At 45.4% G+C, this 24497-nt stretch carries 25 protein-coding genes; 18 read left to right on the top strand and 7 right to left on the bottom strand.

Translation table 11 applies throughout. The annotated features are described in order from the left end of the window. Positions 1–5: 5 nt before the first annotated feature. The 13 genes from ACLWBB_RS17925 (at position 6) to ACLWBB_RS17865 (ending at position 12394) form a co-directional block, all read left to right on the top strand. Positions 6–1310 (top strand): methyltransferase domain-containing protein, encoded by a 1305-nt coding sequence (locus ACLWBB_RS17925; protein ID WP_413288935.1) that lies wholly within the window; start codon positions 6–8, stop codon positions 1308–1310. A 251-nt stretch (positions 1311–1561) separates the two neighbouring features. Next, positions 1562–2107 (top strand): flagellar basal body-associated protein FliL, encoded by a 546-nt coding sequence (gene fliL, locus ACLWBB_RS17920; RefSeq protein ID WP_413288934.1) that lies wholly within the window; start codon positions 1562–1564, stop codon positions 2105–2107. Positions 2108–2116: 9 nt separating this feature from the next. After that, positions 2117–3121 (top strand): flagellar motor switch protein FliM, encoded by a 1005-nt coding sequence (fliM, locus tag ACLWBB_RS17915; RefSeq protein WP_413288933.1) that lies wholly within the window; start codon positions 2117–2119, stop codon positions 3119–3121. Positions 3122–3132: 11 nt separating this feature from the next. Next, positions 3133–3543, top strand: coding sequence for a flagellar motor switch protein FliN (gene fliN / locus ACLWBB_RS17910; RefSeq protein WP_413288932.1), 411 nt, complete (start codon positions 3133–3135; stop codon positions 3541–3543). Between the two features lie 20 nt (positions 3544–3563). Beyond that, positions 3564–4253 carry a flagellar biosynthetic protein FliO gene (locus ACLWBB_RS17905; protein ID WP_413288931.1) on the top strand — a complete coding sequence of 230 codons (690 nt, stop codon included), beginning with the start codon at positions 3564–3566 and terminating at the stop codon, positions 4251–4253. Further along, the gene (fliP, locus tag ACLWBB_RS17900) at positions 4250–4990 is read left to right on the top strand and encodes a flagellar type III secretion system pore protein FliP (RefSeq protein ID WP_413288930.1); all 741 of its coding nucleotides are present in this window, start codon (positions 4250–4252) and stop codon (positions 4988–4990) included. Before ACLWBB_RS17905 ends, fliP begins: the two co-directional genes overlap by 4 nt. A gap of 9 nt (positions 4991–4999) precedes the next feature. Continuing rightward, positions 5000–5272: a flagellar biosynthesis protein FliQ gene (gene fliQ, locus ACLWBB_RS17895; protein WP_413288929.1), complete on the top strand. Its 273-nt coding sequence runs from the start codon at positions 5000–5002 to the stop codon at positions 5270–5272. 11 nt (positions 5273–5283) lie between these two features. Continuing rightward, positions 5284–6063, top strand: a complete 780-nt coding sequence (gene fliR / locus ACLWBB_RS17890) for a flagellar biosynthetic protein FliR (RefSeq protein WP_413288928.1) — start codon at positions 5284–5286, stop codon at positions 6061–6063. A 14-nt stretch (positions 6064–6077) separates the two neighbouring features. Then, positions 6078–7142: a flagellar biosynthesis protein FlhB gene (gene flhB, locus ACLWBB_RS17885; RefSeq protein WP_413288927.1), complete on the top strand. Its 1065-nt coding sequence runs from the start codon at positions 6078–6080 to the stop codon at positions 7140–7142. After that, entirely contained in the window at positions 7142–9241 is a 2100-nt protein-coding gene (gene flhA, locus ACLWBB_RS17880) for a flagellar biosynthesis protein FlhA (RefSeq protein WP_413288926.1), read from the top strand. Before flhB ends, flhA begins: the two co-directional genes overlap by 1 nt. Then, positions 9231–10721, top strand: a complete 1491-nt coding sequence (gene flhF / locus ACLWBB_RS17875; RefSeq protein ID WP_413288925.1) for a flagellar biosynthesis protein FlhF — start codon at positions 9231–9233, stop codon at positions 10719–10721. Before flhA ends, flhF begins: the two co-directional genes overlap by 11 nt. Next, positions 10718–11548: a MinD/ParA family protein gene (locus ACLWBB_RS17870; protein WP_413288924.1), complete on the top strand. Its 831-nt coding sequence runs from the start codon at positions 10718–10720 to the stop codon at positions 11546–11548. The genes flhF and ACLWBB_RS17870 overlap by 4 nt, the downstream gene beginning before the upstream one ends. 60 nt (positions 11549–11608) lie before the next feature. Then, the gene (locus ACLWBB_RS17865; protein WP_413288923.1) at positions 11609–12394 is read left to right on the top strand and encodes a FliA/WhiG family RNA polymerase sigma factor; all 786 of its coding nucleotides are present in this window, start codon (positions 11609–11611) and stop codon (positions 12392–12394) included. On the opposite strand, the gene ACLWBB_RS17860 is transcribed toward ACLWBB_RS17865, so the two are convergent. Then, a complete protein-coding gene (locus ACLWBB_RS17860; protein ID WP_413288922.1) occupies positions 12391–13425 on the bottom strand; it encodes a hypothetical protein in 1035 nt (344 codons plus the stop codon). The genes ACLWBB_RS17865 and ACLWBB_RS17860 overlap by 4 nt on opposite strands. Beyond that, entirely contained in the window at positions 13412–14281 is an 870-nt protein-coding gene (locus ACLWBB_RS17855; protein ID WP_413288921.1) for an endonuclease/exonuclease/phosphatase family protein, read from the bottom strand. Before ACLWBB_RS17855 ends, ACLWBB_RS17860 begins: the two co-directional genes overlap by 14 nt. Before the next feature lie 217 nt (positions 14282–14498). On the opposite strand from ACLWBB_RS17855, the gene ACLWBB_RS17850 reads away from it, so the two are divergent. The 3 genes from ACLWBB_RS17850 to ACLWBB_RS17840 all read left to right on the top strand — a co-directional run bounded on the left by ACLWBB_RS17850 (position 14499) and on the right by ACLWBB_RS17840 (position 17366). After that, positions 14499–16118 (top strand): hypothetical protein, encoded by a 1620-nt coding sequence (locus ACLWBB_RS17850; RefSeq protein WP_413288920.1) that lies wholly within the window; start codon positions 14499–14501, stop codon positions 16116–16118. Between the two features lie 445 nt (positions 16119–16563). Then, positions 16564–16908 (top strand): DUF6152 family protein, encoded by a 345-nt coding sequence (locus tag ACLWBB_RS17845; RefSeq protein ID WP_413288919.1) that lies wholly within the window; start codon positions 16564–16566, stop codon positions 16906–16908. 2 nt (positions 16909–16910) lie between these two features. After that, complete coding sequence (locus tag ACLWBB_RS17840) at positions 16911–17366, top strand: hypothetical protein (RefSeq protein ID WP_413288918.1); 456 nt, start codon at positions 16911–16913, stop codon at positions 17364–17366. Positions 17367–17369: 3 nt separating this feature from the next. Here ACLWBB_RS17840 and ACLWBB_RS17835 read toward each other — a convergent pair whose 3' ends face one another. Continuing rightward, entirely contained in the window at positions 17370–17960 is a 591-nt protein-coding gene (locus tag ACLWBB_RS17835) for a choice-of-anchor D domain-containing protein (RefSeq protein ID WP_413288917.1), read from the bottom strand. A 98-nt stretch (positions 17961–18058) separates the two neighbouring features. After that, entirely contained in the window at positions 18059–19204 is a 1146-nt protein-coding gene (locus ACLWBB_RS17830) for a hypothetical protein (RefSeq protein WP_413288916.1), read from the bottom strand. Positions 19205–19368: 164 nt separating this feature from the next. Between ACLWBB_RS17830 and ACLWBB_RS17825 the strand changes: the two genes are divergently transcribed. Beyond that, on the top strand, positions 19369–20727 hold the full coding sequence (locus ACLWBB_RS17825; protein ID WP_413288915.1) for a hypothetical protein: 1359 nt from the start codon (positions 19369–19371) through the stop codon (positions 20725–20727). A 20-nt stretch (positions 20728–20747) separates the two neighbouring features. Here ACLWBB_RS17825 and ACLWBB_RS17820 read toward each other — a convergent pair whose 3' ends face one another. The 3 genes from ACLWBB_RS17820 to ACLWBB_RS17810 are packed head-to-tail and all read right to left on the bottom strand — an operon-like array spanning position 20748 to position 22573. Next, on the bottom strand, positions 20748–21116 hold the full coding sequence (locus ACLWBB_RS17820; RefSeq protein ID WP_413288914.1) for a thioredoxin family protein: 369 nt from the start codon (positions 21114–21116) through the stop codon (positions 20748–20750). Continuing rightward, entirely contained in the window at positions 21116–22261 is a 1146-nt protein-coding gene (locus ACLWBB_RS17815) for an RNA polymerase sigma factor RpoD/SigA (RefSeq protein WP_413288913.1), read from the bottom strand. Before ACLWBB_RS17815 ends, ACLWBB_RS17820 begins: the two co-directional genes overlap by 1 nt. A gap of 6 nt (positions 22262–22267) precedes the next feature. Next, positions 22268–22573 carry a polyhydroxyalkanoic acid system family protein gene (locus ACLWBB_RS17810; protein ID WP_413288912.1) on the bottom strand — a complete coding sequence of 102 codons (306 nt, stop codon included), beginning with the start codon at positions 22571–22573 and terminating at the stop codon, positions 22268–22270. A gap of 62 nt (positions 22574–22635) precedes the next feature. Here ACLWBB_RS17810 and aspS point away from each other — a divergent pair, with 62 nt between their 5' ends. Next, positions 22636–24474, top strand: a complete 1839-nt coding sequence (aspS, locus tag ACLWBB_RS17805) for an aspartate--tRNA ligase (protein WP_413288911.1) — start codon at positions 22636–22638, stop codon at positions 24472–24474. Positions 24475–24497 lie beyond the last annotated feature (23 nt).

Genomic DNA, 24497 nt, shown 5'->3' with positions numbered 1-24497 from the left:
CTAGAATGCAGACATATTATAATCAGCGCGCAAAAGAATTTGAAAAAGTTTATCATATTCCAGAGAGACAAGAAGAGCTGAGCGCTTTAAAAGCCGAACTAAAAGGAAGCTTCAGTGATCTGCGTATCCTAGAGATTGCATGCGGCACGGGGTATTGGACACAGGTTTTAGCTGAGTCTGCACAATATATTCTTGCTTCAGATCAAAGTGTCGAAACGCTCGAAGTAGCGGAATCAAAAAAAATCTCTCAAAGTAAGGCACTATTTGTTCAGGACGATGCCTATTCCCTAGAAAAGGCCCAAGGCACCTTCAACGCTGCTTTTGCTGGCTTTTGGTGGTCACATATTCCGAAAAGAAAATTGTCTGAATTTCTCATGTTGTTGCATAGCAAGCTTACCACGGGATCCAAGATTGTCTTTATCGACAATGAATATCAAGAGGGAATCAGCACGCCTCTTAAAAGAACGGACCATGAGGGTAATACATATCAAATAAGAACTTTAAATGATGGTAGCCAACATGAAGTGCTTAAGAATTTTCCCACAGATGAAGAAATTCAAAACGTCCTCCGAGGCATCGGAAAAGAGATAAAGATTGTTCGTGGTACCTCCTACTGGCGACTTGAGTATCGATACGAAATATCCGATTCCGCAAAAATACATGATGAAAAATATAGGGCCGCAAAATCGGCTGGTCTGCCGGGTTGGGGTGGAGCTGATAGAGTTTCAAAGCTTTCCCAAATGCTCGATGAACGGTTCTTTGCATTTGGAGGAGCCCCACGAGGTGGAAAATTACTCGAGCTTGGTTGCGGGGCTGGGAACCTCTCCATTGAGTTGGCCAAAAAAGGATTCGAGGTTCATGGTGTAGACTTTTCGGAGTCGGCGATTGCCTGGGCTAAAGAGAATGCTGAGCAAGCCAATCACGATATCGGCTTCAATGTCGGTGATGTTACAAGTCTTCCATTTTATGCAGAAAATACTTTTGATGTTGTCTACGATGGCAATTGTTTCCATTGCATCTTGGGTGAAAAGCGCTCCTTAGCACTTTCTGAGTGGAAGAGAGTTTTAAAACCTACAGGGATGCTTTTTGTAAGTAGCCTTTGTGCTGCTGATGAGGATCCTTCGTTTCCAAAAGAATTTAATTCTTCGACGCGAATTTTGAGTGAATCCGGAGTTGCCTATAGATTCATTCCCACACCAGAGATGATTGTGTCTGAGCTACAAGAAGCTGGTTTCAAAATTTTGAACAAATTCGTAAGAAGCCAAAGCCCCTTTGGACATATCAACATCCACGCAATTCACGCTGATTAAAACTAAATTTCTTAGTTATCAACCGGACCAGACCAATGTCCGCGCGGCAAAAAATGCCGTCAAAAGGATGACTCTGCCTATCGGGATTTTGGAGGTTGTTTAGTCCTGAAAAAGAGCACTAGAAAACCCAATTCTTGTATATTCCAATTGGAGTGCCAAAACAGTGACTCGACCAGACCGATGTCGGGTTGGCACTGCTGTTGCTTAATAACTTGATGAGATAGGTGTGTCTATTCATCAAGGAGGATGAAGTGGCAGAGGATAAAGCGGCAGCGGCAGCAGTAGAACCAGCAGCAGCGCCATCAGGTGGCGGTAAAAACAATATCATTCTCATTGCACTCGCAGTGATCAACATGCTGGTCGTAGCAGGCGTTGGCTTCATGATGTTCCAAGGCAAAAAGAAAGAAGCCGCAGAACCAAAACTTGAGCACGTTATCAAAGGCGAAAAAGAAGCCCAAGATCACGACAAGGAACATACAGACGAAAAGAAATTCGTCGGTCAAATCATTCCTTTAGAGAAGTTCATCATCAATTTGGCAGGCTCTAAAGGCCGCAAACTTGCTAGCGTCTCTATCGAGCTTGAAGTAAAAGGTCCAGCCGTTCAGGAAGAGATCGATAAACGCAAAGCTCAAGTGCGCGATATCATTATTATCATCCTTTCCAGCAAGACCTACGAAGAAGTTTCCTCCAGAGAAGGCAAAGACAATCTCAGAAACGAAATTAAAGACACCATCAACTCTTTCCTTGTTAAAGGAAAGATCTCAAACGTGTTCTTTACTGAATTCATTTATAACTAGAGGTCGAGCATGAATCAGGTACTGTCACAAAGTGAAGTAGATGCGCTCTTAGCCGCCGTCTCTGATGGTGAGGTGACGACCGCCGATACTTCTAAGCAAGAGAGTAGCGGCTCCGTCAAAACGACCGAAGGCAAAAACGTCGTTAACTACGATTTGACGAGCCAAGACCGTATTATCCGTGGCCGTCTTCCGCAGTTAGAAGTTATCTACGAAAAATTTATGCGCGCATTCCGCGTATCTTTGTCCTCAACTCTTCGTAAGATCGCTTCTATTACACTGACGAGCACCGAGTTTCTGAAATTCGGTGAGTTTATCAATACCTTACCAATGCCAACGTGTATGTCAGTTCTGCGTTTCGGAACTCTGCGCGGTTCGGCTTTGATGGTTATCGAAAGTAAGCTTGCTTACGCACTTGTAGATAGCTTCTTCGGTGGCGCCGATCGTCCTTATACAAAGATCGACGGAAAAGAGTTCACGCAAATCGAATTGTCTATCGTTAAAAAGGTCGTAGAACTTGCGATCAATGACTTAGAAAACGCATGGGCTTCTGTTGAAAAAATCGATTGCAGCTTCGTTCGTACCGAGGTCAATCCACAGTTCGTGGGTATCGTTCCTCCGACAGACGTGGTTATCGCATCAACTTTCGACGTGGAATTGGAAAACGCGACAGGAACAATCTCTGTCGTCGTTCCATACGCGACGATCGAGCCTATCAAACAAAAACTCCAATCTGGTTTCCAAGTAGAGTCTGACCAAACAGATAAAAAACTTTGGACAGCTATTATTAAGGAACAGCTTTTGGAGACCAACGTAGAAGTAAAAGTGAATTTGGGTCAGACCGAAATTTTACTTCAAGACCTGATGGAAATGAAAACAGGGGACGTAATTCCTTTGGATCAAGATGCCACGGGCGAAATCGATGTTCAGATTGAAAGTGTTAAAAAGTTTAAAGGTTATTACGGAATCCATCACGGGACGGTCGCAGTGCAAGTGACTCGTCAGATTGAGAAATAGGGGGAAACATCATGGATAATTTAGAGAATCTAGCGGATCAGCTCGCCGAAGAAGCAGCCGCGATGAATGATGCTCTTGCAGGCAAAGGCGGCGGTGGCGGCGGAATGGGCGGAGGTTCAGGCTCTGGTTCCGAAGGCAGCGGCGCGGGCGGTGGCCCGAAAGACAAAAATCTGCAATTGATCTTGGACATTCCACTTCGTGTAACAGTGGAATTGGGCCGTACAAAAATGCCAGTGAGTGAATTGTTGAATCTTACTCAAGGTAGCGTCATCGAACTTAGTAAGTTGGCCGGTGAGCCAATGGAAGTTTACGTGAACGAAAAGCTCATTGCTCGCGGTGAAGCCGTGGTGGTCAATGAAAAATTCGGTGTGCGTCTGACAGATATCATCAGCCCGACCGAACGTATCGAGCAATTGAAGTAGTCACTGAAACCGAGGTTAAAATGCGCTTGATTATTGCTACTACACTTCTACTCACAGGACTTGCGGCTCAAGCAGCAACTACTTCTGCAAAAACAGAAGAAGCGGTTGCTGTGCAAACAGCAGAAGCAGTTACCGCAACGACAGAGCCAGTTCTTCAAGAGCCGGCAGCGTCCACCGAAGCTTCAACGAAAGCGGAAGGTGATTTAGCGGGCAAGAAAGAATCGGAAATTCCTTTGAACCTGGATGCCCCCAAAAAGGCTTCAGAGGAAGGTCACCCGATCTTTAAAGTGATTCTGGCTATCTCTATGATGGGTTTAGTAGGAACGGGCGCTTATATTTTTATGCGCAAGTATGGCAAAGCCAACTTCACAGCGGGTAAAAATAACGAGATCAAAGTTTTGACTCAGCACTTTTTAGGACCAAAGAAGTCTTTGGCAATCATTCGCGTAGCCGGTGAAAGCATCCTTATTGGTGTGACAGATCAAAACATCAACATGATCAAGTCATTGGCTCTTTTAGATGACGAAGTCCCAGAAGAAGTTCACAGCAATAACTTCGCGGACATCTTCGGTACGACTCCGGCAGCGACTGTGACGACAAGCAGAACTCAACCAGCGGATACTGATAACGACGTTGAAGAAGAGTTCTCGATCCGCGGTGTAAAAGATGTGGTTTCTAAGAAATTGAAAGGCATGAGGTCTTTACAGTGAAAAAGGCCCTAGTGTTTGCCGGTATTATCCTCTTCGGTTCTTGGGCATTCGCTCAGCAAGTGACTTTGCCTTCGGTAAATCTTGGTTTTAAAACCACGGACAACCCGAATGAAGTCGTAAATGCAATTAAGTTAGTTTTGATTATGACGGTGCTAACTTTAGCACCTGCTATCTTGATTATGATGACGGGTTTTACTCGTATCATTATCGTTCTGAGTTTTTTAAGACAAGCTTTGGGAATTCAACAAATGCCGCCAAATCAACTTCTGGTGGGATTGTCTTTATTCCTGACTTTCTTTGTAATGGGACCGGCCTTCAAAGAATTGAATGAAACCGGAGTACAGCCGTACTTGGCTGGTAAGATCTCTCAAGATGCGGCTTTAGAAAATTCTCTGGCGCCTCTTCGTAAATTCATGTTCCATCAAACGCGCGATTCAGATTTGGGGCTTTTTGTGAAGCTTGCGAAAATTGACAAGCCAAAAACGCGTGCAGATGTCCCAACGATCGTGTTGGTTCCTGCGTTTGTTGTATCTGAACTTAAAACGGCTTTCCAAATTGGTTTTATTATCTTCCTGCCATTCTTGGTGATCGACATCGTCGCTTCCAGCGTTTTGATGGCGATGGGGATGATGATGTTGCCACCGGTGGTGATTTCATTGCCGTTTAAAATCATGTTGTTCGTATTAGTGGATGGTTGGGGTTTGCTCATCGGTTCTATGGTGAAAAGCTTCGGCTAGAGGTGAAACATGACTGAAGACATTATTATCAAGCTTGGACAAGACGCCTTAAGAACGACTGCAATGTTGGCTGCACCAATGCTTTTAAGTACTTTGGTGGTGGGTTTGGCTGTCAGTATTTTCCAAGCACTTACTCAAATCAATGAATCTACTTTGACTTTTATTCCTAAGATGATCGTGGTCGCGGCGGTGTTTGTACTTGCTGGTCCATGGATGATCGATGTGATGAGCCAGTACACAATTACCTTGTTTGAGAATATTGCAACGATCGTACGCGAATAGGGGATACAACTTTGTTTTATCATATGACCGAAGCACAAGTTATCATCTTTGGGCTCATTTTCTTGAGAATGATCTCTTTTGTGGTGTCTTCCGTTGTATTTGGTTCGGGCAATATCAGTGTACCTATCAAAATTTTGTTGGCTGTTGTTGTTTCCATGGTGGTTTTCCCAAGTGTGCAATTGGCGACAACAGATGCTGCAAAATTAACAGAAGATCTGGTTTTACTATCAGCACGCGAAGTTGCAGTGGGGTTGAGTCTAGGTTTTTTAACTCGTTTGTTCTTTTTCACTGTCGGAATGGCAGGGGAGTTGGTTTCGGTAACCATCGGTTTGGGACAAGCACAGATTTACAATCCGATGTTGGGTTCTAACAGTAATACGGTAGAGCAGTTCTACAATACTCTGGCGACCTTGATCTTTTTTGCTATCAACGGTCATCACTTGGTTCTTGGCGGTATTGCTCAAAGTTATGAACTGATTCCGTTGGCGCAAATGAAATTCAACGTAGGACCTTTCGCTGAAATGGCGACGTTTGTACAAGATATGATGGTCATGGGGATTAAAATGTGTGCCCCAGTCATCGGAGCTGTGTTGGTTACCAATATCGCGATGGGGATCCTGGGCCGTGCGGTTCCCCAAATCAATGTGTTGGTTACAAGTGTGCCAGTCACGTTGCTGATTGGATTTGTTTTGATGTTTATTTGTATCCCTCTTCTTGTGATGGAAATGCACGGGATTATGGATTTAACGCATACGAAGTTAGTTTTGGTAATGAAAGCCTTAGCGTTCTAGGAAGGAACAACTAGGTGGCAGAGGATCAGGACGAGAAGACAGAACAGGCAACGGACGCGCGGAGAGAAGACTTCCGACGTCGCGGTCAAGTGGTGCAAACGAAAGAGTTAGCATCATGTCTGCTATTGCTCGCATCAGCGGGCGGTGTCTACTTGTTGAGCCGTTTCTTTTTCCAAAACATCTATGAGGTTTTCAACTATACGATGGGACCTCAATTAGTGACGACCATCCGCTCGGGCGATTTCTCAGAAGCTATGATGTTCTGTGCGACAAAGCTCTTTATCTTGGTTGCGCCTGTTATGGCAGTGGCGGGTCTTATTAGCGCGATCTCTTCCATCGTTCAGGTGGGCTTCTTGCAAGTCGAAGACGCTATGAGCCCGGATTTCAATAAGTTGAATCCTGTTGAAGGCTTTAAACGTATTTTCAGTCTGCGTGCCTTTGTAGAAGGACTGAAATCTTTCTTAAAAATGCTCTTTATCGGCATGGTTTTGTACTTCTTGTTGAAGTCAGAAGTTGCAAAAGTTCCTTACTTAATCAGCTACTCATTAGAAGAAATTTTCCAGTACATCGGTGGCATCGTGGTGCGCTTGTTTGGCGGTATCGGCATGATGATGTTGATTCTGTCAGGTGCGGACTACTTCTTCCAGCGTTGGGATCTTGAAAAGAAAATGATGATGACCAAACAAGAGGTCAAAGAAGAATCAAAGTCCCGAGAGGGTGACCCGATGATCAAGGGTCGTATCCGTCGCTTGCAAAGAGAGCGTGCAAGTCGTCGTATGATGGAAGCAATTCCAAAAGCCGATGTTGTTATTACAAATCCCACCCACATCGCCGTCGTGCTTAAGTACGATGCGAATCTGCCGGCTCCACAAATCGTGGCAAAGGGTGCAGACCTGGTGGCCGAGAAAATCAAAGCCATTGCACGTGAACACAACATTCCTGTGATCGAGAACAAACCACTAGCGAGAACCATCTATAAAACCCTGAAGATTGGGCAAGTGATTCCCCGTGAGCTCTTTGTCGCGGTGGCTGAAGTTCTTTCGTATGTTTATAAGTTGCGTAAGAAGGTGAGAAGGTAATGGAACAACTGTTTCAGTTCATCAAGAGATTCGAAAAATTCACCAAGAATACGGACCTATTCGTTGCAGTCGGTCTTTTGGGCATATTGGCGGTTATGATCATTCCTCTGCCACCGATCCTGCTCGACGTGGCACTCAGTTTCTCTTTGTCTTTAAGTTTGTTGATCTTGTTGGTTTCTATCTATGTAAAGAAAACTCTTGAGTTCACTTCATTCCCGTCGCTTCTGTTGATGACGACGTTGTTCCGTCTGTCTTTGAACGTAGCAACAACACGATTGATTTTGACTCACGGACACGAGGGAACTCACGCAGCCGGTGATGTTATCGAGGCCTTCGGTAACTTCGTGGTTGGTAACAACTATGTCATCGGTTTGATCGTCTTCATGATTTTGATTGTGATCAACTTCATCGTTATCACCAAGGGTTCTGGGCGCGTCGCCGAGGTTGCAGCACGCTTCACCTTGGATGCAATGCCAGGTAAGCAAATGGCGATTGATGCGGACTTGAATGCGGGTCTGATCAATGAGACCGAAGCTCGCCGCCGTCGTAAAGAGATCGAGCAAGAAGCCGATTTCTACGGGGCGATGGATGGTGCCAGTAAGTTCGTACGTGGTGATGCCATTGCCGGTATCATCATTACATTGATCAACATCGTCGGTGGTCTTTTGATCGGTGTTATTCAAAAGGGTCTTGATGTCAGTACGGCGGCAAAATACTACACTATGCTTACGATTGGTGATGGTATCTTGGCGCAGATCCCAGCTTTGATCATCTCTACTGCAGCCGGTACGATCGTGACCCGCAGTAATGGAACCGAAGACAATATGGGGGCTGAAGTTACTAATCAGCTTCTTTCAAATCCAAGAGCTATGGCGATTTCTGGCGCCGTAATTGGTTTGTTAGCTTTAGTTCCGGGACTTCCTACAATTCCGTTCTTGGTGATGGCCGCAGGCTTGGGTGGTCTTTCTTGGATCGTTCGTCGTTACCAACAAGAAAAAGTCGATAACGAAAAACAAAAAGCAGATGCTGTTGCATCGGCACCAAAAAAGGAAAACATCGAAACGATGTTGCCTTTGGACCTTGTTGAACTCGAAGTCGGATATGGTCTTATTAATATTGTCGAGTCAGACAAGAGCGGTGACTTGTTGGAACGTATTGTGAGCATCCGTAAGCAGTTTGCTCTGGATCTTGGAATCGTGGTTCCAAGTATTCATATTCGCGACAACTTGCAATTAGCTCCTGGCGAATACCGTTTGCTCATTAAGGGCAACCGTGTTGGTGGCGGCGCTTTAAGACCTGAATACCTATTGGCGATGGATCCAGGAAACGTTCTTGAGCGTATTGAAGGTATTGCAACCAAAGAACCGGCGTTTGGCTTGGATGCTTTGTGGGTTTCTCCAAATCGCAAAGAAGAAGCAGAAATGGCTGGTTACACTGTCGTGGATTTGCCAACGGTTATGGCAACTCACTTGACAGAAATCATTCGTACACATGCTCACGAACTTTTGGGCCGTCAAGAAGCAGCTGGCTTGGTGGACAACTTCAAAAAGACCCATCCAAAAGTGGTGGAAGAGCTTATTCCAGATCAAATGTCTTTGGGTTCTGTCGTGCGTGTATTGCAAGGCTTGCTCAAAGAGCAGGTTTCTATTCGCGACTTGCTGACAATCTTTGAAACATTGGCTGATGAAGCTCCTCGTAACAAAGATATCGAAGTCTTGACCGAGAATGTGCGTAAAGCTTTGGCTCGTTCTATCACTGCGAAATACACGACCGAGCTTGGCAATATCCCAGTCATGACATTGCATCCAGTGATTGAAGAGTTGATTGCAAATTCGCTTTTACAAACGGAACAAGGCGTGCAACTAGTGATGGACCCGAACACGGCACACAGACTTATTGGTGAAATCGCAAGAACTGTGGAAACACATCCAGAGATTGCAGGCCAACCGATTCTGCTGACAAGTCCGACATCACGTAGACACTTGTTCAAGCTGACTCACAGATTCATTCCGCAACTCGTAGTTTTATCCCATAACGAATTAACATCCGACGCTAACGTTCAATCAGTCGCTTTGGTGGAGTTAAACCATGCAAGTTAAAAAATTCGAAGCCCGCACCATGAAAGAAGCCCTTGAGATGGTTAAAGCCGAGCTTGGACCCGATGCTATTATTCTCTCGGCAAGAGACAATAATCGTAGTTACGGACTTGTAGGGGACGGCAGTGTGGAGATCACAGCGGCGGTTTCAGAAGAAACTTTGCAAAGAAAGAAATTTGCAGAAGCCCGTCTTCGTGATGAGGAAAAACAGAAGTTTGCAAAATCTTCTGCACGCTCACAAAAAGATCTTATCGAGAAAATGGTCAACAAACATCTTGAGAAGAACAAAGCGCCACGTGCGATTACTTCTCAAAGATATATTGATATTGATGAAGACCCGATGGCTCACGCGGTACAAGACACGCGTTATGCTTCGGAGGCGGCGCAAGTTCGCGTTCGCAATGCTGCACAAAGAGCAATGTCTGTAATGCAAGATCAATTGCAGCCAGCAAGACAAAAAACAGCGCCGACACCGGTGTTGCCGATCTTGACGGCGGCTCCGCCAAAGGCTCCGGCATCTGTAGCGCAAGCGACAGTTGCAAAAGCTATGGAGTCTGCAGAAATGCAGTCCCTTAAAAATGAAATCGCAAATCTAAAGCAGGTTTTAGCTCACTTTCAGAGCATCCCACAAAATTTTGTTCAAGGTCATCCGGGTGCTGATTTTGGTCTGCCTTATGACTTGAGCTTTGTTTTTGAAAAACTTATTCAAGCGGGTGTGGCTCCAGAGATCGCAGCTGACATTTGCGAGAAAGCTCAGAAGGAGCTTCCGTCTTTAAAGCTTAAAAATCGCTCTTTGGTAGAAGGCTGGGTAGCCCGTCGTATTCTTGAGACGACTAAAACAACAAGTGCGGAAGAAAACCGTGACGCTAAAGTTCATGTTTTCGTCGGAGCTGCAGGCTCGGGCAAAACAACAGCTTTGGTGAAAATGGCCAGCCACTTGGTTGTCAGAGAAAACAAAAAAGTAGCTATCCTCTCTGCAGATACTTTCAAAGTAGGCGCTTCTGATCAAATGAGAATTTATGCTCAGATCCTAAACGTACCTTTCACAGTGATTCGTAATGCGACGGATTGGTATCAAATCATGAATTACATGAATAGCGTTGATTATATCTTGGTGGATTACCCAGGATTAAGCCTTCGTAATGCTGAAGAGGGCATGAACCTAAAGCGTTTGATGCCACCGGCTTCGATGAAAGCGCGCGTGCACTTGGTGCTTTCAACATTGGCGAAAGATCAAGATACGACAGAGTTGGGTCGTCGTTATTCTGTCTTGGATTACCAAGATGTGATCTTTACAGGCCTTGATGAGTCTGTACAACACGGAACGATTTATAACTTCATGAGACGTTTTGATGTGCCACTTCATTCTTTTGGAATCGGTACACGCGTCCCAGAGGACTTCGAGTTTGCCACCAAAGAACGCGTTTTGGATCTGTTATTTAAAATCACTCAAGCGAATAAACAGGAACAGCAGGTACTATGAAATACAACGGATTGTTTCAAAATAGCGGCACCCGAACGATCAGCATTACCTCTGGTAAAGGCGGGGTCGGAAAGACCACGCTGACTTCAAACATCGCTTTGCGCTTGTCTCAGACAGGAAACAAAGTTCTGATCTTTGACGGCGATTTGGGAATGGCCAACGTAGATATTCTGTACGGAGTAAAATCTGACGGAAATATCCACGATGTGATCATGGGTGAAAAAAGCATTCATGAAGTTATTGTCGAAGTTGCTAAAGACGTGTTCTTAATTCCCGGCGGTAGCGGGGTTTTAGAGTTCAATAATCTGAACAGTTTTCAGCGCAGAGCCATGATCGAAGCAGTGGGCACTTTGCCTCAGGATTTCGATTACATGTTGATTGATACGGCTCCTGGAATTGCTGATAACGTTTTGTATTTGAATGCAGCAGCGCAGACAATCTCTGTGGTGATCACTCCGGATCCAGCAAGCCTTGCGGACTCGTACGCATTGATCAAGGTTCTTCACCAAAAATACAAAGAGAACAAGTTTGCAATTATCTGTAACAACGTTCGTGACGAAGCCGAAGGTGTTGGCCTTTATCAGCGCTTCAACGATGTCGTTAACAAATTCCTGTACATTGGTCTGGACTATTGGGGCTCGGTTCCGATGGATCCGGTTCTTCGCAAAGCGACTCAGTTAAATCGCCTTATTATGAGACACGACATGACGGCGGAGTCTGCGAAAGCCATTAAGAACTTAAGCCTGCAAATCGAGAATTCCAGTCAGAAAATCGTCACTAAGGGCGGGCTTCAAATGTTCTGGGAACAGGTCGTCGGTGTAGCTTAAGGGAATTGGACTTTTTCACACTGGGTTGAAACTGATAAGATTGTTTTATAGAGGGAAAAAATGGCAAAAAATACGGCGTTGTTGAAGAAGTACAAAGAAGAGCCGAAAAGACTCAATCCGAAGCAGAAAGATGAGTTGATCAAAGAGTATGCTCCTCTGATCAAGTTTGTCGCGCAGAAGATTGCAGTAAGACTTCCTTCTAATATCGAGTTAGATGACTTGATTTCTGCAGGTGTGATCGGTTTGATGGATGCCATCGACAAATACGATCCAACTCGTGATAACAAATTTAAAACTTATGCTGAGTTCCGTATCCGTGGTGCGATCCTGGATGAACTTCGCGCACAAGACTGGGTGCCGCGCTCTATCCGTGACAAGGCGAAACTTTTGGATAGAACCATGGCAAGCCTTGAAAACGAACTCGGTCGTGCGCCAACAGAAGAAGAAGTTTCAAAAGCTTTGAATATCAATGTTGATGAGTTCCATGATCTCGTCAATCAGGTTCGCCCGGTCAGTTTGTTGTCTATTGATAACAGCCAATCTTTCAGCAATGACGATCACAAGTCGATTTTGAATTTGTTGGAAGGTTCTAAGCTGAACAATCCATTTAATCAGCTCAATATCAAGTCTATTAAAGAAGTTGTTGCTCAGGCCATTGAAGAATTACCAGAGCGTCAACGTTTGGTTCTGTCTTTGTATTATTATGAAGATTTGAACTTAAAAGAGATCGGCCAAGTTCTCCGCGTGACCGAAAGCCGTGTATCTCAGCTTCATGCACAAGCTGTTGCCCGCCTACGCGTTAAGCTTCAACAAAGCATCGGCGCAGGCGAACTCGAAGTCGCTTAATCTAATTTTTTTAATTCAGTGATGTCCTTGATGATCTCTTCATCAAGGGCGATCTTTGCAGCCAAAGTCGCTTTCTTTGAGCTGTCCACTTTCATTTTGTTAATAAGACGAGCTAAAAGAATGTCTGTGCGTGGTTTAATACCAAGCTTTTTCAGAGTTGTTTTGGTTTTCAAAGAGCCCGAAAGGAATTTCTTAATTTCTTCGGTTTGAGCTATGTTGAAAGTAGAAAGATCTAATGTCCATTCCTTCATGATCGAAACGGTTGCAGCCAATTTGCTGTGAGCGATGTTGGTTGTTTTGCCCAAAAGCAGAGCCGCCATATAGTTATAGCGAGCTTCTAAGAGATAAACTGCGATAGCTTCGTTTGAAAGAACTTCTTCGACGTAACCTGGGTAATCACTGAGCTTCTTTTCGCCAGATTCGATGGACTCTTTAGCTAGCAATGAATCTTCGATAATCTTATTCATAGATAGCTTAGTCATTTTAGGATCTGCCTTCATACGTAATTCTTGTTTTGGATTCAAGAAGTGCGTTGTGACTGACAAGGCATTCAGGCAGTTGATCAAGTTGCTTTTCTTTGTAGGAACAATTTGGCCAGCCAGTGGCTTAGGAACCAAGTTCATTCCAGGAATGAATTGTTGAACGTCTTTAAAGAACTCACGAGCAGCTTCTGTCGCCATTTCATCACGGCGATGAGCGCCTTTATCTTGTCCCTCGTTACTCCAGAACTGATATTCGAAAGACATAAAGTACTTTGCAGCTTCGGAAAGTTTTCTTGCAGGATCTTCGGTCTTAACCAAGTTGTCCAAAGCGGCACGGCGTGCAGACAGAGAATCGCCTTGGCGAAGAGCATCGTAAAGCTCGCCAGCAGCGGTTTTAAGTTCTTCGGTGTTTTCATTCATGGTTTTAGTGGTGTCGTTCATTTCCACCGTTGCACCATGCATTTCGTCCACATTCTTCTTTACTTCGCAAGCACCTAGCAATGTTGTGAGACTTAATAAAAGAAGGAGGTTTTTGTTATTTACTTTCATACATCATCACCTTGTTAGTTTCAAAAGTAAGATCCATCATCAATGGTGCGTGGTCTGAGGAGTCAATATGGGACAAATCGAAAACGAAACGAGCTTCTAGATCACGAATATAGACATGATCTAAATCCAATACACCTGCGATCGGAGTTTGGACGTGTTTCAAACCCAATGGGCCAAAAACTTCTTCTAAGTATGCTCTGCGGTCGACGGACCAAGTGTTAAAATCACCCGCAACAATCATAGGACCATGGTGAAGGCTGATTTTTTCAAGCAGCTGGTTGATTTGAACTTTATAAGCTTCTGTGCTCACGAAATTGATGCCGTGAATGTTGGCAATTAGAAGAGTGTCTTGCGAGTTTTCAATCGCAAATTCAGAGAGCAAAATAGTTTTCGGTGTTTCAATAACTGGCTCTTTGACATTCGAGACAATCACTTCTTCAGTCAGGGCTCTTACGCGTGATCCTGTAGCAACACCAGTGTAAGAAAGGTCTAATTGTAAGAACGATTTTGCGAGCGTCCACCCGAAGTTAGGATTCGCGTCTGTAATTGGGTGAGTAAAACTCTTTTTGCTAATAGCCTCTTGAAGGACAGCTATATCTGCACCGAAAGAAAGGTCCGCGAAGTCTTGGTACATACGAGCGTCTTCAGCTTTATGAATGTTCCAAACAAACAGGCGAATGCCTTCTGCAGGGAGGGGCTCTTGGGGGCCTGGATTCCCAAAATTGATCGTCGAACTCTTATACAGATTCCCTAAAAAAGCGTCCGATCGTTGAGCCGAAACTGGCTCAAAATGCCATAAAATGCTTATAACAAGTAGGATTCTCGCGATTTGATACATACCTACGATAGGTTGCAAAACCAGCTCCTGCGTTTTAGTGCATTTGGAGCACGTCATCTCAAAATTGAATCAGGGTTTTTTCGATCAAATAATCATCACGTCTAACATGTGCGCAATTTCTTAAACTTTCCACAATGAGAATACTGAACAACTTTAGGAGTTTAGTAATGAGTCTGGGGTTTTAGGCCTATGGTCTGGGTCTTGCGTATAAGGTATCTGTGGAGGGAAAACCCCAATGAAAGCACTATTTGTGAATTATAAACTGTTAATGGGAGCTGCTCTTACCCTGAGCTTGGTTGCCTGTAATAACGCCGGTGGCGTTAATGGCTTCGACCAATCCTCTAATATGAGCATGTCTCAAAGTGCTGATGGGTGGATTCCAGGACAAGAACCTGATCCTACTCCAGTAGTCGATCCAACACCTGTTGTGGACCCAACTCCGGTTCCAAGTCCTTCACCAGATGTAGACGTCACACCTGTGATTCCTACTCCTACGCCTGTTGTCGATCCAACACCTATCGTGGATCCAACTCCAATTGTAGATCCTACTCCAGTAGTGACTCCGACTCCTGTCGTTGATCCTACTCCTATTATCGATCCAACACCGGCTCCAACTCCGGTACCTACTGCGACACCAATCGTTGATCCAACACCAATGCCTACACCAATCGTAGATCCAACTCCGATTGTGGATCCAACGCCAGTGCCAACTCCAGTTGCAACACCAACACCTGTTGCAACTCCAACTCCTATTATTGATCCGACTCCGGCTCCAACACCTGAGCCAACACCAGCTCCTACTCCGGTTCCTACACCAGTAGTGACTCCGACTCCTATTATTGATCCAACTCCAGCTCCAACACCTGTTGTGACGCCAACTCCGGTTCCTACACCAGTTGCGACTCCAACACCTGTAGTTGATCCTACTCCGGCTCCAACTCCAGTCGTAACACCTACGCCTGTAGTGACGCCTACTCCAGTGGTTACTCCAACCCCTGTAGTAACGCCAACTCCAAAACCAAGTCCTACACCAGTGGTGACTCCTAGTCCTACACCTAAACCAGGTTGTACGCCTAAGCCATCACCTACACCAAAACCTGACTGTACTCCTAAGCCTTCGCCAACTCCGAAGCCTGGTTGTACTCCAAAACCAACTCCGACTCCGAAACCTACACCAGTTCCGGATGATGGTGGCGCATACTCTGGTGAGTGCCGTATCTTCAAAGACATTGATGATATGCCACTGTTGAGCTTGCCTTCTTCGAACCAAGACTACTCTATCAGCAACAAATCTGGTGGCGTAAGACTCGGTGCTGCTAGAAACTTGAGTATCAGAAGTGTTTCTGGTGGTGTTCGTGTTGAATCTGCAATGAATGTTTCTTCAATCGCCAGCGTTTCTGGTGCATCTGAGATCGTTGTTGCTGGTGACATTGGTTCTATCCAAAGCATGAGCGGTGGTATCGCTATCAACCAAGCTGAAGACATTGGTTCTATCCAAAGTATCAGCGGTGGCGTTCGCCTCTACCGTGTTGGTGATGTTGGTCCAATCAATAGCATCAGCGGTACATTGCACATCAATGCTCGCACTGTAGCTAGCGTGAAAAACGTATCGGGTGCAACTTGTATCCGTGCTAACTCTGTAGGTTCGATTGTTTCGACTTCAGGCACTAAAGTGATTATCGCGAAAGAAGTAGATACACTCTCTTCTTCTGCGGGAACCATCCACGTGTATGGTGCAACAATTCGCTCACTCAGCAATTCTTCAGGCAGAATCTGCTTGCACGATGGTGCGAAGATTCTCTCTAAGAAAAACGTTTCCGGCTACGTAGGTGCTTGTAACGGAAATGGCCACTAATTAAAATTAAGACCGAGACCACTCCGCGTTCTCCTATAAGAAGCCTAGGCTAATAACCTAGGCTTCTTGCTTTTCTTGCGTGGGATTTGCCGGAGCTGGCGTGGCCACCTTCGGCTCTTGCTTTCGGGGGACGGGCATCCGGCCCTCACGCAAGCGCCTGCCTTCGGCAGGTTCGCGCCGTCCGGGCGCCGCTTGAGCCCCCGAAAGCAAGATCCAAAGGCGTCCCCACCATCTCCGGCAAATCGGCTTCGAAGCAAAAATACTAGGATGCCTCGGGCGGGCGCGTTTTTGTTTTATCACTACTTTGGAAAAACTATGAGGCTCGTGATTGTGTCTTATTTTTTCGAATTGGTGACTTGGTTTCGGTGATGGTTGTTTCAAATGACATAGGAACTCTGATTGCGTGAGGTTATGAGACTTCTAAAATAGGGGTGTGAGGTGGCTTATGAAAATGAGTTTTTTCTTTACGCTTTGTTTGTTAGTGGCTTCTTGGGCTCACGGCCATCATGGGTGGAGTTCTTATGATTCTTCGAAGGCTATGAATATTTCTGCGAAGGTTTTGAAGTCTTCTTATGAAAATCCGCATGGGAGTTTGCAAGTTGAGTATCAGGGGAAGACTTGGACTGTGATTCTTGCTCCGGTGTCACGTATGGAGGGTCGGGGATTAACTGCTGAGATGATTAAGCCTGGTTCTGAAGTGCAAATTCTTGGTTATCCGTCGAAAGAGAATAAACCTGAACTTCGGGCTGAGAATATTACGGTGAATAGTAAGAAAGTGGAGTTGCGCTAGATATGCTCAGTGATGTCGCGGCGGAAATAGGGGCGACGTCATTGTCGCGAAGTTTGCAAGCTTCTACTTGGATGTATCCTATTACGGAGAGCTTTCATCTTTTGGGAATTGCGTTGTTGGTAGGTGGTGCTTTTATATTTGATCTGCGTCTTCTTGGTGTTGGGCGAAGTCTTTCGTTGGATTCTGTTGCTAATTTGAATTTGATGCTTTCGCGACGCGGGTTTGTATTGGTTGTGCTCACTGGCTTACTTTTGGTGATCGCTAATCCCGAAGAAATTATTTTGAATCGAACCTTTCAAATAAAAATGGCGCTGATCTTGGCAGCACTTGTAAATGTAGGCGCTTACCACTGGCGCGAGCGCAAAGGCCTTGGAAGTTGGCCTAAAGCGCACGCTCTGTTATCTTTGGGATTGTGGACATCCGTGATATTTGCGGGACGATTTATTGCTTATACATAGCTTTTAAAAGCTTCGTCCCTCTAGCTGAACTAAGGTTGGCGAGCTTGGTGCGTTAGTTACGATTTGCAACATCTCAGTAGCGGCGCCGACAACGGAAAAGGCATCAAAATAAATTCCGATGTCACAGCTTTGCCCCGCCGCCAATGTACTTCGGCAAGTGGTTTCAAAACTATCTCTCACGAAGGAAGGAAACCCTCCAACTCCGCCAGTGATACTTTGTTGTGTGATTCTTAGCTCTGCGCTGCCAATATTGGTGACTGTCACCAAACGTGTTGGACTGGTTGTGCCAAAACGGACATTGCCGAAATTAAGTAATGTTGTAGAGACTCTGATTGCTGGCCCGACGATTGGTGTCGGTGTAGCCACAGGCGTAGGAGTAGCAACTGGAGTTGATCCAGGTGTCGGAGTTGGCGTACTTCCGCCAGGCGTTGGTGTAGAGCCCGGAGGTGCGCTAGATCCCAAATCTTCATTAGAGGCATCGGTTTTTAGTTGTTCACTAGAAGAAATTTTTGCGGGCGCGCAATTTTGAAAAAGGATAATGCCAGTTGTGGCAACAGCAATAGCCGCCAAGCTGAATCGCTTATTGATTTTCATGATTCTTCCCCCGAAGACCCATTACAATAGGTTTATTTAGTATATATGGAAACTAAGGGTACACAAAGAATCTAAAAGAGAGTCTCACAATGAGACATTTAGAATTCATATCCTAGGCGCAAATCAAACGTGGTATAGAACAACTTCTGTTCTCCGGTTTTCTCGGTCGCGCTCGTTGCTTTATAATTATATGTATAGTCTAGAGACTGCGTATAAGAGAAAATACCTATTCGCCAGTCAGGAGCAAACTTATAGGCGGCACCAATTTGAGCTTCATAAGCAAGCTTCGGAGAAACAGTAAATGTAGCGCCACTTGCAGAAGCAGCGATCGGTTGCTGAAGTCCAAAGGCAAATTCATAGGACCAGTCTTTTTCTTGTCCCAGTAAGAGACCCACTCCAAGAGTGGCAGTCGTAATACTGACATTCTGAATGCTAATAACATTACTGGCATTAATATCTAAGAACGGCACTTGATGGCTTTGGGTTCCAAAGCGCAATTGCCATTGGCTCGGAAGTCCGCCAATCCTGCTACCTGGTCCACGTTCAAATTGATAAAGCCCTTTTGCTTCCAGAGTATTCCATTGATAAGAATCCGATTCGACAGAAAGAGGTGGATCTGCAACGACTTTCCCAGGAGCCACGCGATAGTACAGATCTAAACCAAAGCTTTCGCCCCAGTAGCCACCACGTAAAACAATTCCTGGAGCTTGCACTGTTTGGAACTGTAAATTAGGAGAGCCGGCTGTCGTTTGATTTACACTTTGCATAGTTCCGCCGGCACCAGCCCAAAGACGGAAACGTCGCGCTGCTGCCGGAGGCTTGCTACGAGTAACTTTGGTGTTACTGAGTTGAACTTCGTCGACTTTATCTTTTACGATTTTCACGTCCACCGAAATCATGAAAGTTTTTTGGGCTTTTTCGTTTTGGATTTTTATTGGAATTTGCGCCAAACCTTGCGGTAGTTCGAGGGCGACCTCGAAGTAACCTTCAAAATTCGCACGAGCTTGACGGCTATCAATTTTAGCCGTACTTGGGCCGGTGATTTTATTCATCACGGTGACACTTTCGCCATCAATTTGGATTTTTGCATTGGATTGCGTACGGCCCGTGATCACCACGCGAGAACGATCAGGCGCAAGGCCCTTTTCAGTTTCTGGCGGATACCATTCAACGGTTTGGCCATATGCCAAATCGGTGAGTCCAGTAGCGATTACAAATATAAATAATGGGATCAGTGTTTTCACACCAGATACATCGGCGCAGGACGGCGCTAACTAAACAGGCCCTTAGTCAGTGGTCCTGTATTACGGTACTTAGTCTAGTTCTAATCACAAAGTGGTAAATGTCGATTTATAGATTCTTTTCGATTCCGATAAATAAAGGGGAGAGGCTTTGTGAAAGGACTTAAATGATCCATAAAATGCCCGTTGACCAAAAACCAAAGGAACCACAAAAGTGGCCACAGCGTGTAGCGCTTGTGATGGCTATTTTTGCCTTTTTGTCTTTTGGCGGAGCATGGGTGCTGAAGCTCATAAATGAAGAGAGCAATGGTCGCAAAGCACTTTCACCTATTAATGCGCAAAAAATTTGGATAACAGCACAAGAACCTTTCCGATTTGAATGGACTGGGGCTTTTGATGAAAACACGTCACTTGAAGTGGCGCGCGATCCTGAATTTCATGACATCGTTTTAGAAGAAGTCGCGGCGAGGTCTCCTTTCGTGACGGACAATCTTCCTGGTGAAGGGGACTATTATTACCGGCTCGTAAAACGAAGTAATAACAACCTCTATGAAGCCTTAGCGCCCGTGCGCTTTACTGTTATTTCAAAAACTGCGCCGCAAACGATTTATCCCTTTGTTGCAATGGTCACTCAAGAGGGGAATCCTCTGCGCTTTTACTGGCAGGCCAAGCACGGAGTGACCAAGTATCGCCTTCAAATAGGATTTGATAACTCGTTTGGAAAAGTTTTTAGCGACATTACAGTGAATGAAACTCAACTGGCCCCGCAAAAACTGCCAGCTGGTGACTTCTACTGGCGTGTACGCGGTGAAGTTGACCCCATTGGTTCTACTCCGTGGTCTGAGGTGCGTCGGTTAACGATTGAAAAACCTGCGACGCTAGCAAAAGCTCCAGATGTTGCACCAAAAGTGGTGGCATTTGCACCACCGCCACCACCTCCTGCACCTCTGCCGGTTGTTCCACTGAAAGTAGTGAAGGATGACGACAAAAAAGTGAAGGCGAAAAAAGAAGTGCGAAGCTATGGCTCTGATCCACAGCCATTGACTAAGTTACCAGCTTCGATGGAAAAGAAAACCGTCGTCGTAAAAGAAAAGCCGAAAGAAAAACCAAAAGAAAAAGCGAAGGTAGAGCCAAAGAAAAAAGCTACAGTAGTTGCAAAACCAAGTGCTCCTGTTGTGGTTCCTGTAAAGCCTGCGCCCGAACCGCGTAAGCCAGCGGCAGTTCCAAAAAATGTATTAGCAATGCCTCGTCCAAAACTTCCACCAGATGGAGTTTCGTTGGTATCCCTGAGCGGGACCCAAGAACCAATTCTCTTTAAATGGGAAGGGGTAGAAGGGGCTAGCTTATACCGTTTGGAGCTTGCTGCAGATAAAGATTTTAAGAACTTCATTCACGGCACCGTCAGTCGTGAAAACCAAGTAATGGTCGACAAGCTTTTACCAAAGGGCCAAATCTATTGGCGCGTTCGCGCGGAAAAAGAAGATAGTAAATCAGATTGGTCTCAAGTCTACAGCATCGAGAAATAAGCACGCCATCTTCTGATGGATTAGTTCTGCTTCGTGAGTTTGTCTAAGACGCTTTTGAAATCCTCAAGCCCTGGGAAGGTTGTGACTTTACCAAGGCTGCGACCGTTTCTGAAAAATAAAAACACCGGAATGCCATGCAGGCCAAAACGTTTGGCAAGTTCCATATAGTCGTAAGCATTTACGTGGAACCACTTCAGATTGTAGGGAAGAACTTCGGCGGCTTCTAGGGAAAGAATATTTTTTGCGACTTCACAATTGGGACAGTTGTGTCCCCAAAAGAAAACGACGGAAATTTGGTCTTTGACAGCTTCAAGACTGGAATCAAAGCTCGTCTCATCCAATTCTGTGACTTTGAGTTTTTCAAAGAAGGGATGGTGACGAGGATCCATTATTTTTCCTCTTCTTCTTCCATCTTTGCTTTGATTTTTTTCAGAACTCTGACTTCCATCTGGCGAACTGCTTCACGTGTGATGCCGTACTTTTCACCGATCTCTTGCAAAGTCAGCGGCTCATCGTTGAGAAGGCGCTCATCGAGAATAATCTTCTCACGATCAGAAAGCTCCGAACGCATTTCTTTCAGTTTCTCTTTAAGAATTTCCAACTGCTCTTCGTGAGCCAAGCGATCTTCGAGGCTCATATCTGACGTAGATTTTTGCAAATCTAAAAGACTCGTGCCGGAGTCATCATCCAACGGACGATCTAAGCTGACATCACGGCCAGACATTCTTTGCGCCATTTGCTCAACTTCGTCTTCAGGAATTCCCAGACGTGAACTGATCAAGGCGATGTTAGGCTCTTGTCCTAAAGCATCCAGGGCGTCTTTCTCTTTTTGCAGCTTATAGAAAAGTTTGCGCTGATTTTGAGTCGTGCCGATTCTGACCATGGAGTATTGGCGCATCAGATATTCTTGGATGTATCCGCGAATCCACCAAACGGCGTAAGTAATTAGGCGCGCACCTTTGTATGGATTGAAATCGCGAACGGCATGCATCAGTCCGACGTTGCCCTCTTGGACAAGGTCGATCATCTTCGCACCAAATTTAGAATATTCAGCGGCGATTTTGACAACGAAACGCAAGTTTGATTTTACCAGGATTTGCGCGGCTTCAGGATCTTTGGTCTCAAAATATTTTTTCGCAATCTCCTGCTCTTCTTCTTTGCTCAGAACTGGATATTTGCGGATGTCACTCAGGTAAATCGCCAAAGGATCGGCTGTAGTAATAGCTCTACTGGTGTCTTTGGTGACTAGACCTTTAGAGGGAGTGTCGTCAATGCCGAGCTCTTCCTCGATATCTGCGTCGCTGGGGACCGCGTAAGCTTTTTCGGGTTCAATGTCAGGATGAATTTCCGAGGCAATATCGGGTGCGACGGAATCGTCATCAACGATCTCCGCGACCACATTCTTGACGGTCTTGATGGGTGTCTTCGTCAGTTTTTTTGCGGGTTTTTTAGCAGGGGCGGCTTTTCCGGCAGGCTTTTTAGCCTTTGCGGAAACCTTTTCCTTCGGCTTTTTACCCGAAGCCTTCTTTTTCATAGAACCTTAAGCTAGATATTTAGACAGCTTCTTCTGTAAAGTTTCCTGCACTTTACCCTTAAATGGGGTCAAAAGCATCGGCAGATCGACAACGATCTGGATTTTACTCCCTGTGCCTTGTTCTTGGACAGAGACGTCGGCCTTAAACTGGCTTCCCTTGACTGATCCGTTCATGGCGCCATCGTTAAATTGGCACTGCATCTTGGAATCAAAGCGTCGAACATCTTCGTCTCCGCTCATGAAGGTTTTGATTTTCTCGAAGGCGTCTTTCGCACTGTGTGAGCTGCTATGCTCAATAGTAAATTTAGGCATGGGTCCACTTTACAGTAGTTGGTTTTTGACTGCAATAAGACAACGTGTCACGATGTAAAACTATGAAATTCGTCAAAGAACTCAAAAGAACAGAATATTGCGGAAACCTTAATTCGAAACTTGTTGGCCAAAAGGTCGTGTTGATGGGCTGGGTTGATTCCCGCCGTGACCACGGAAGTTTGGTTTTTATCGATCTTCGCGACCGTGAAGGTATTGTGCAAGTGGTTTTGGATCCGAACAAAGCGGAAACGGCCGCATCTAAAAACCTTCGTGGTGAGTTCGTTCTTGCTGTTGAAGGGATCGTGCGTGCGCGTCCTGATGGAATGAAAAATACAAAAATCAAAACTGGCGAAGTTGAAGTTGAAGCTGTTCGTTGCGAGATCTTGAATGAAGCAGCGGTTCCTCCATTCCAAGTCGACGATAAAAATGTGAACGAAACTTTGCGTTTGAAGTATCGCTATTTGGATTTGCGTTCTCCGCGTTTGACGAATCACTTGATCACTCGTCATAAAGTGGCGCAACTTGTTCGTAAATTTTTGTCTGACAATGGTTTCTTGGAAGTGGAAACTCCGATTCTTTTCAAATCCACTCCAGAAGGTGCGCGTGACTACTTGGTTCCTTCACGTGTGAATCAAGGAACTTTCTATGCGCTTCCTCAGTCGCCGCAAATTTTGAAACAGCTTTTGATGGTTTCTGGTTACGACCGTTATTTCCAAATCGCTCGTTGCTTCCGTGACGAAGACTTGCGTGCAGATCGTCAGCCTGAGTTCTCTCAGATCGACATGGAGATGTCTTTCATCGATCAGGAAGACATCATGCAATTGAACGAAAACCTTCTTCGCACGATCTGGAAAGAGGTCAAAGGCGTTGAGGTTGGAAAAATTCCTCGTATGACTTACCAAGAGGCGATGGATCGTTTCGGTATCGACAAACCAGACACTCGTTTTGGTATGGAGATCAAAGATCTTAAAAATGTCGTTGCGGGTTCGGGCTTCAAAGTATTTGACGATGTTCTTGCTCGTAACGGAATCGTGCGCGGTATTGCAGTTCCTAAAGGTGGCGCATTCTCTCGCGGTCAGTTTGATAAACTGACGGATATGGCAAAACGTGCTGGGGCAAAAGGCCTTGTGTGGGTCAAAGCTGAAGCAGATGGCACATACTCTTCTCCGGTTTCTAAATTCTTTAGTCCTGAAAAATTGGGTGAAATTTTCGCAACTGTGGGTGCGAAACAAGGCGATTGCGCTTTGGTCATTGCGGATGATTTTGATCCAGCATGTGCGGCTCTTTCAACCATGCGTTTGCACTTGGGTAAAGAGCTTGGTTTGATTGATACCTCTAAAGATCATTTCTTGTGGGTCGTAGACTTCCCGGCATTCGAGTACAATCCCGACGAAAAACGTTGGGTGTCTCGTCACCATCCGTTCACTTCTCCGAAAGATGAATTTGCGCAAGACCTCATTGATGGCAACGAATCTGCTTACGGTAGCATGCTTGCAAAAGCTTACGATCTTGTCTGCAACGGTTATGAGATGGGTGGCGGCAGTATCCGTATCTATCGCACGGAGTTGCAACAAGCGATGTTCCGTCTGTTGGGTATGGGTAAAGAAGAACAAGAAATGAAATTCGGCTTCTTGTTGGATGCTTTGAAGTACGGAGCTCCTCCTCATGGCGGTATTGCTTGGGGTATGGACCGTCTCGTAATGCTTCTGTGTGGAACAGACGCGATTCGTGAAGTAATTGCGTTCCCTAAAACTGCCAAGGCAAGCTGTTTGATGTCAGATTGCCCAAGCGAAGTGAATCGTGATCAATTGACGGAAGTTGGTGTGAAGTTGACTCCATTGGCGGAAAAAGCTTTGGAAGAGCAACGCAAAGTTCACGGTAGCCGCGATAAAGAAGTCTAGCGGTGTTGCCAGCCAGCAAATTG

The organism is Bdellovibrio sp. HCB337, assembly GCF_047302465.1.
Taxonomy (GTDB): domain Bacteria; phylum Bdellovibrionota; class Bdellovibrionia; order Bdellovibrionales; family Bdellovibrionaceae; genus JACMRP01.
Note: the sequence above shows the minus strand (reverse complement) of the source record. Positions and strands in the feature narration are given on the sequence as shown.

Bases quoted from the DNA above. Each gene is read 5' to 3' on its own strand.
- ACLWBB_RS17925 (WP_413288935.1), top strand. From the start codon at position 6: ATGCAGACATATTATAATCAGCGCGCAAAAGAATTTGAAAAAGTTTAT.
- fliM (WP_413288933.1), top strand. From the start codon at position 2,117: ATGAATCAGGTACTGTCACAAAGTGAAGTAGATGCGCTCTTAGCCGCC.
- fliN (WP_413288932.1), top strand. From the start codon at position 3,133: ATGGATAATTTAGAGAATCTAGCGGATCAGCTCGCCGAAGAAGCAGCC.
- ACLWBB_RS17905 (WP_413288931.1), top strand. From the start codon at position 3,564: ATGCGCTTGATTATTGCTACTACACTTCTACTCACAGGACTTGCGGCT.
- fliQ (WP_413288929.1), top strand. From the start codon at position 5,000: ATGACTGAAGACATTATTATCAAGCTTGGACAAGACGCCTTAAGAACG.
- flhA (WP_413288926.1), top strand. From the start codon at position 7,142: ATGGAACAACTGTTTCAGTTCATCAAGAGATTCGAAAAATTCACCAAG.
- flhF (WP_413288925.1), top strand. From the start codon at position 9,231: ATGCAAGTTAAAAAATTCGAAGCCCGCACCATGAAAGAAGCCCTTGAG.
- ACLWBB_RS17870 (WP_413288924.1), top strand. From the start codon at position 10,718: ATGAAATACAACGGATTGTTTCAAAATAGCGGCACCCGAACGATCAGC.
- ACLWBB_RS17865 (WP_413288923.1), top strand. From the start codon at position 11,609: ATGGCAAAAAATACGGCGTTGTTGAAGAAGTACAAAGAAGAGCCGAAA.
- ACLWBB_RS17860 (WP_413288922.1), bottom strand. From the start codon at position 13,425: ATGAAAGTAAATAACAAAAACCTCCTTCTTTTATTAAGTCTCACAACA.
- ACLWBB_RS17850 (WP_413288920.1), top strand. From the start codon at position 14,499: ATGAAAGCACTATTTGTGAATTATAAACTGTTAATGGGAGCTGCTCTT.
- ACLWBB_RS17845 (WP_413288919.1), top strand. From the start codon at position 16,564: ATGAAAATGAGTTTTTTCTTTACGCTTTGTTTGTTAGTGGCTTCTTGG.
- ACLWBB_RS17840 (WP_413288918.1), top strand. From the start codon at position 16,911: ATGCTCAGTGATGTCGCGGCGGAAATAGGGGCGACGTCATTGTCGCGA.
- ACLWBB_RS17835 (WP_413288917.1), bottom strand. From the start codon at position 17,960: ATGAAAATCAATAAGCGATTCAGCTTGGCGGCTATTGCTGTTGCCACA.
- ACLWBB_RS17825 (WP_413288915.1), top strand. From the start codon at position 19,369: ATGATCCATAAAATGCCCGTTGACCAAAAACCAAAGGAACCACAAAAG.
- ACLWBB_RS17820 (WP_413288914.1), bottom strand. From the start codon at position 21,116: ATGGATCCTCGTCACCATCCCTTCTTTGAAAAACTCAAAGTCACAGAA.
- ACLWBB_RS17815 (WP_413288913.1), bottom strand. From the start codon at position 22,261: ATGAAAAAGAAGGCTTCGGGTAAAAAGCCGAAGGAAAAGGTTTCCGCA.
- ACLWBB_RS17810 (WP_413288912.1), bottom strand. From the start codon at position 22,573: ATGCCTAAATTTACTATTGAGCATAGCAGCTCACACAGTGCGAAAGAC.
- aspS (WP_413288911.1), top strand. From the start codon at position 22,636: ATGAAATTCGTCAAAGAACTCAAAAGAACAGAATATTGCGGAAACCTT.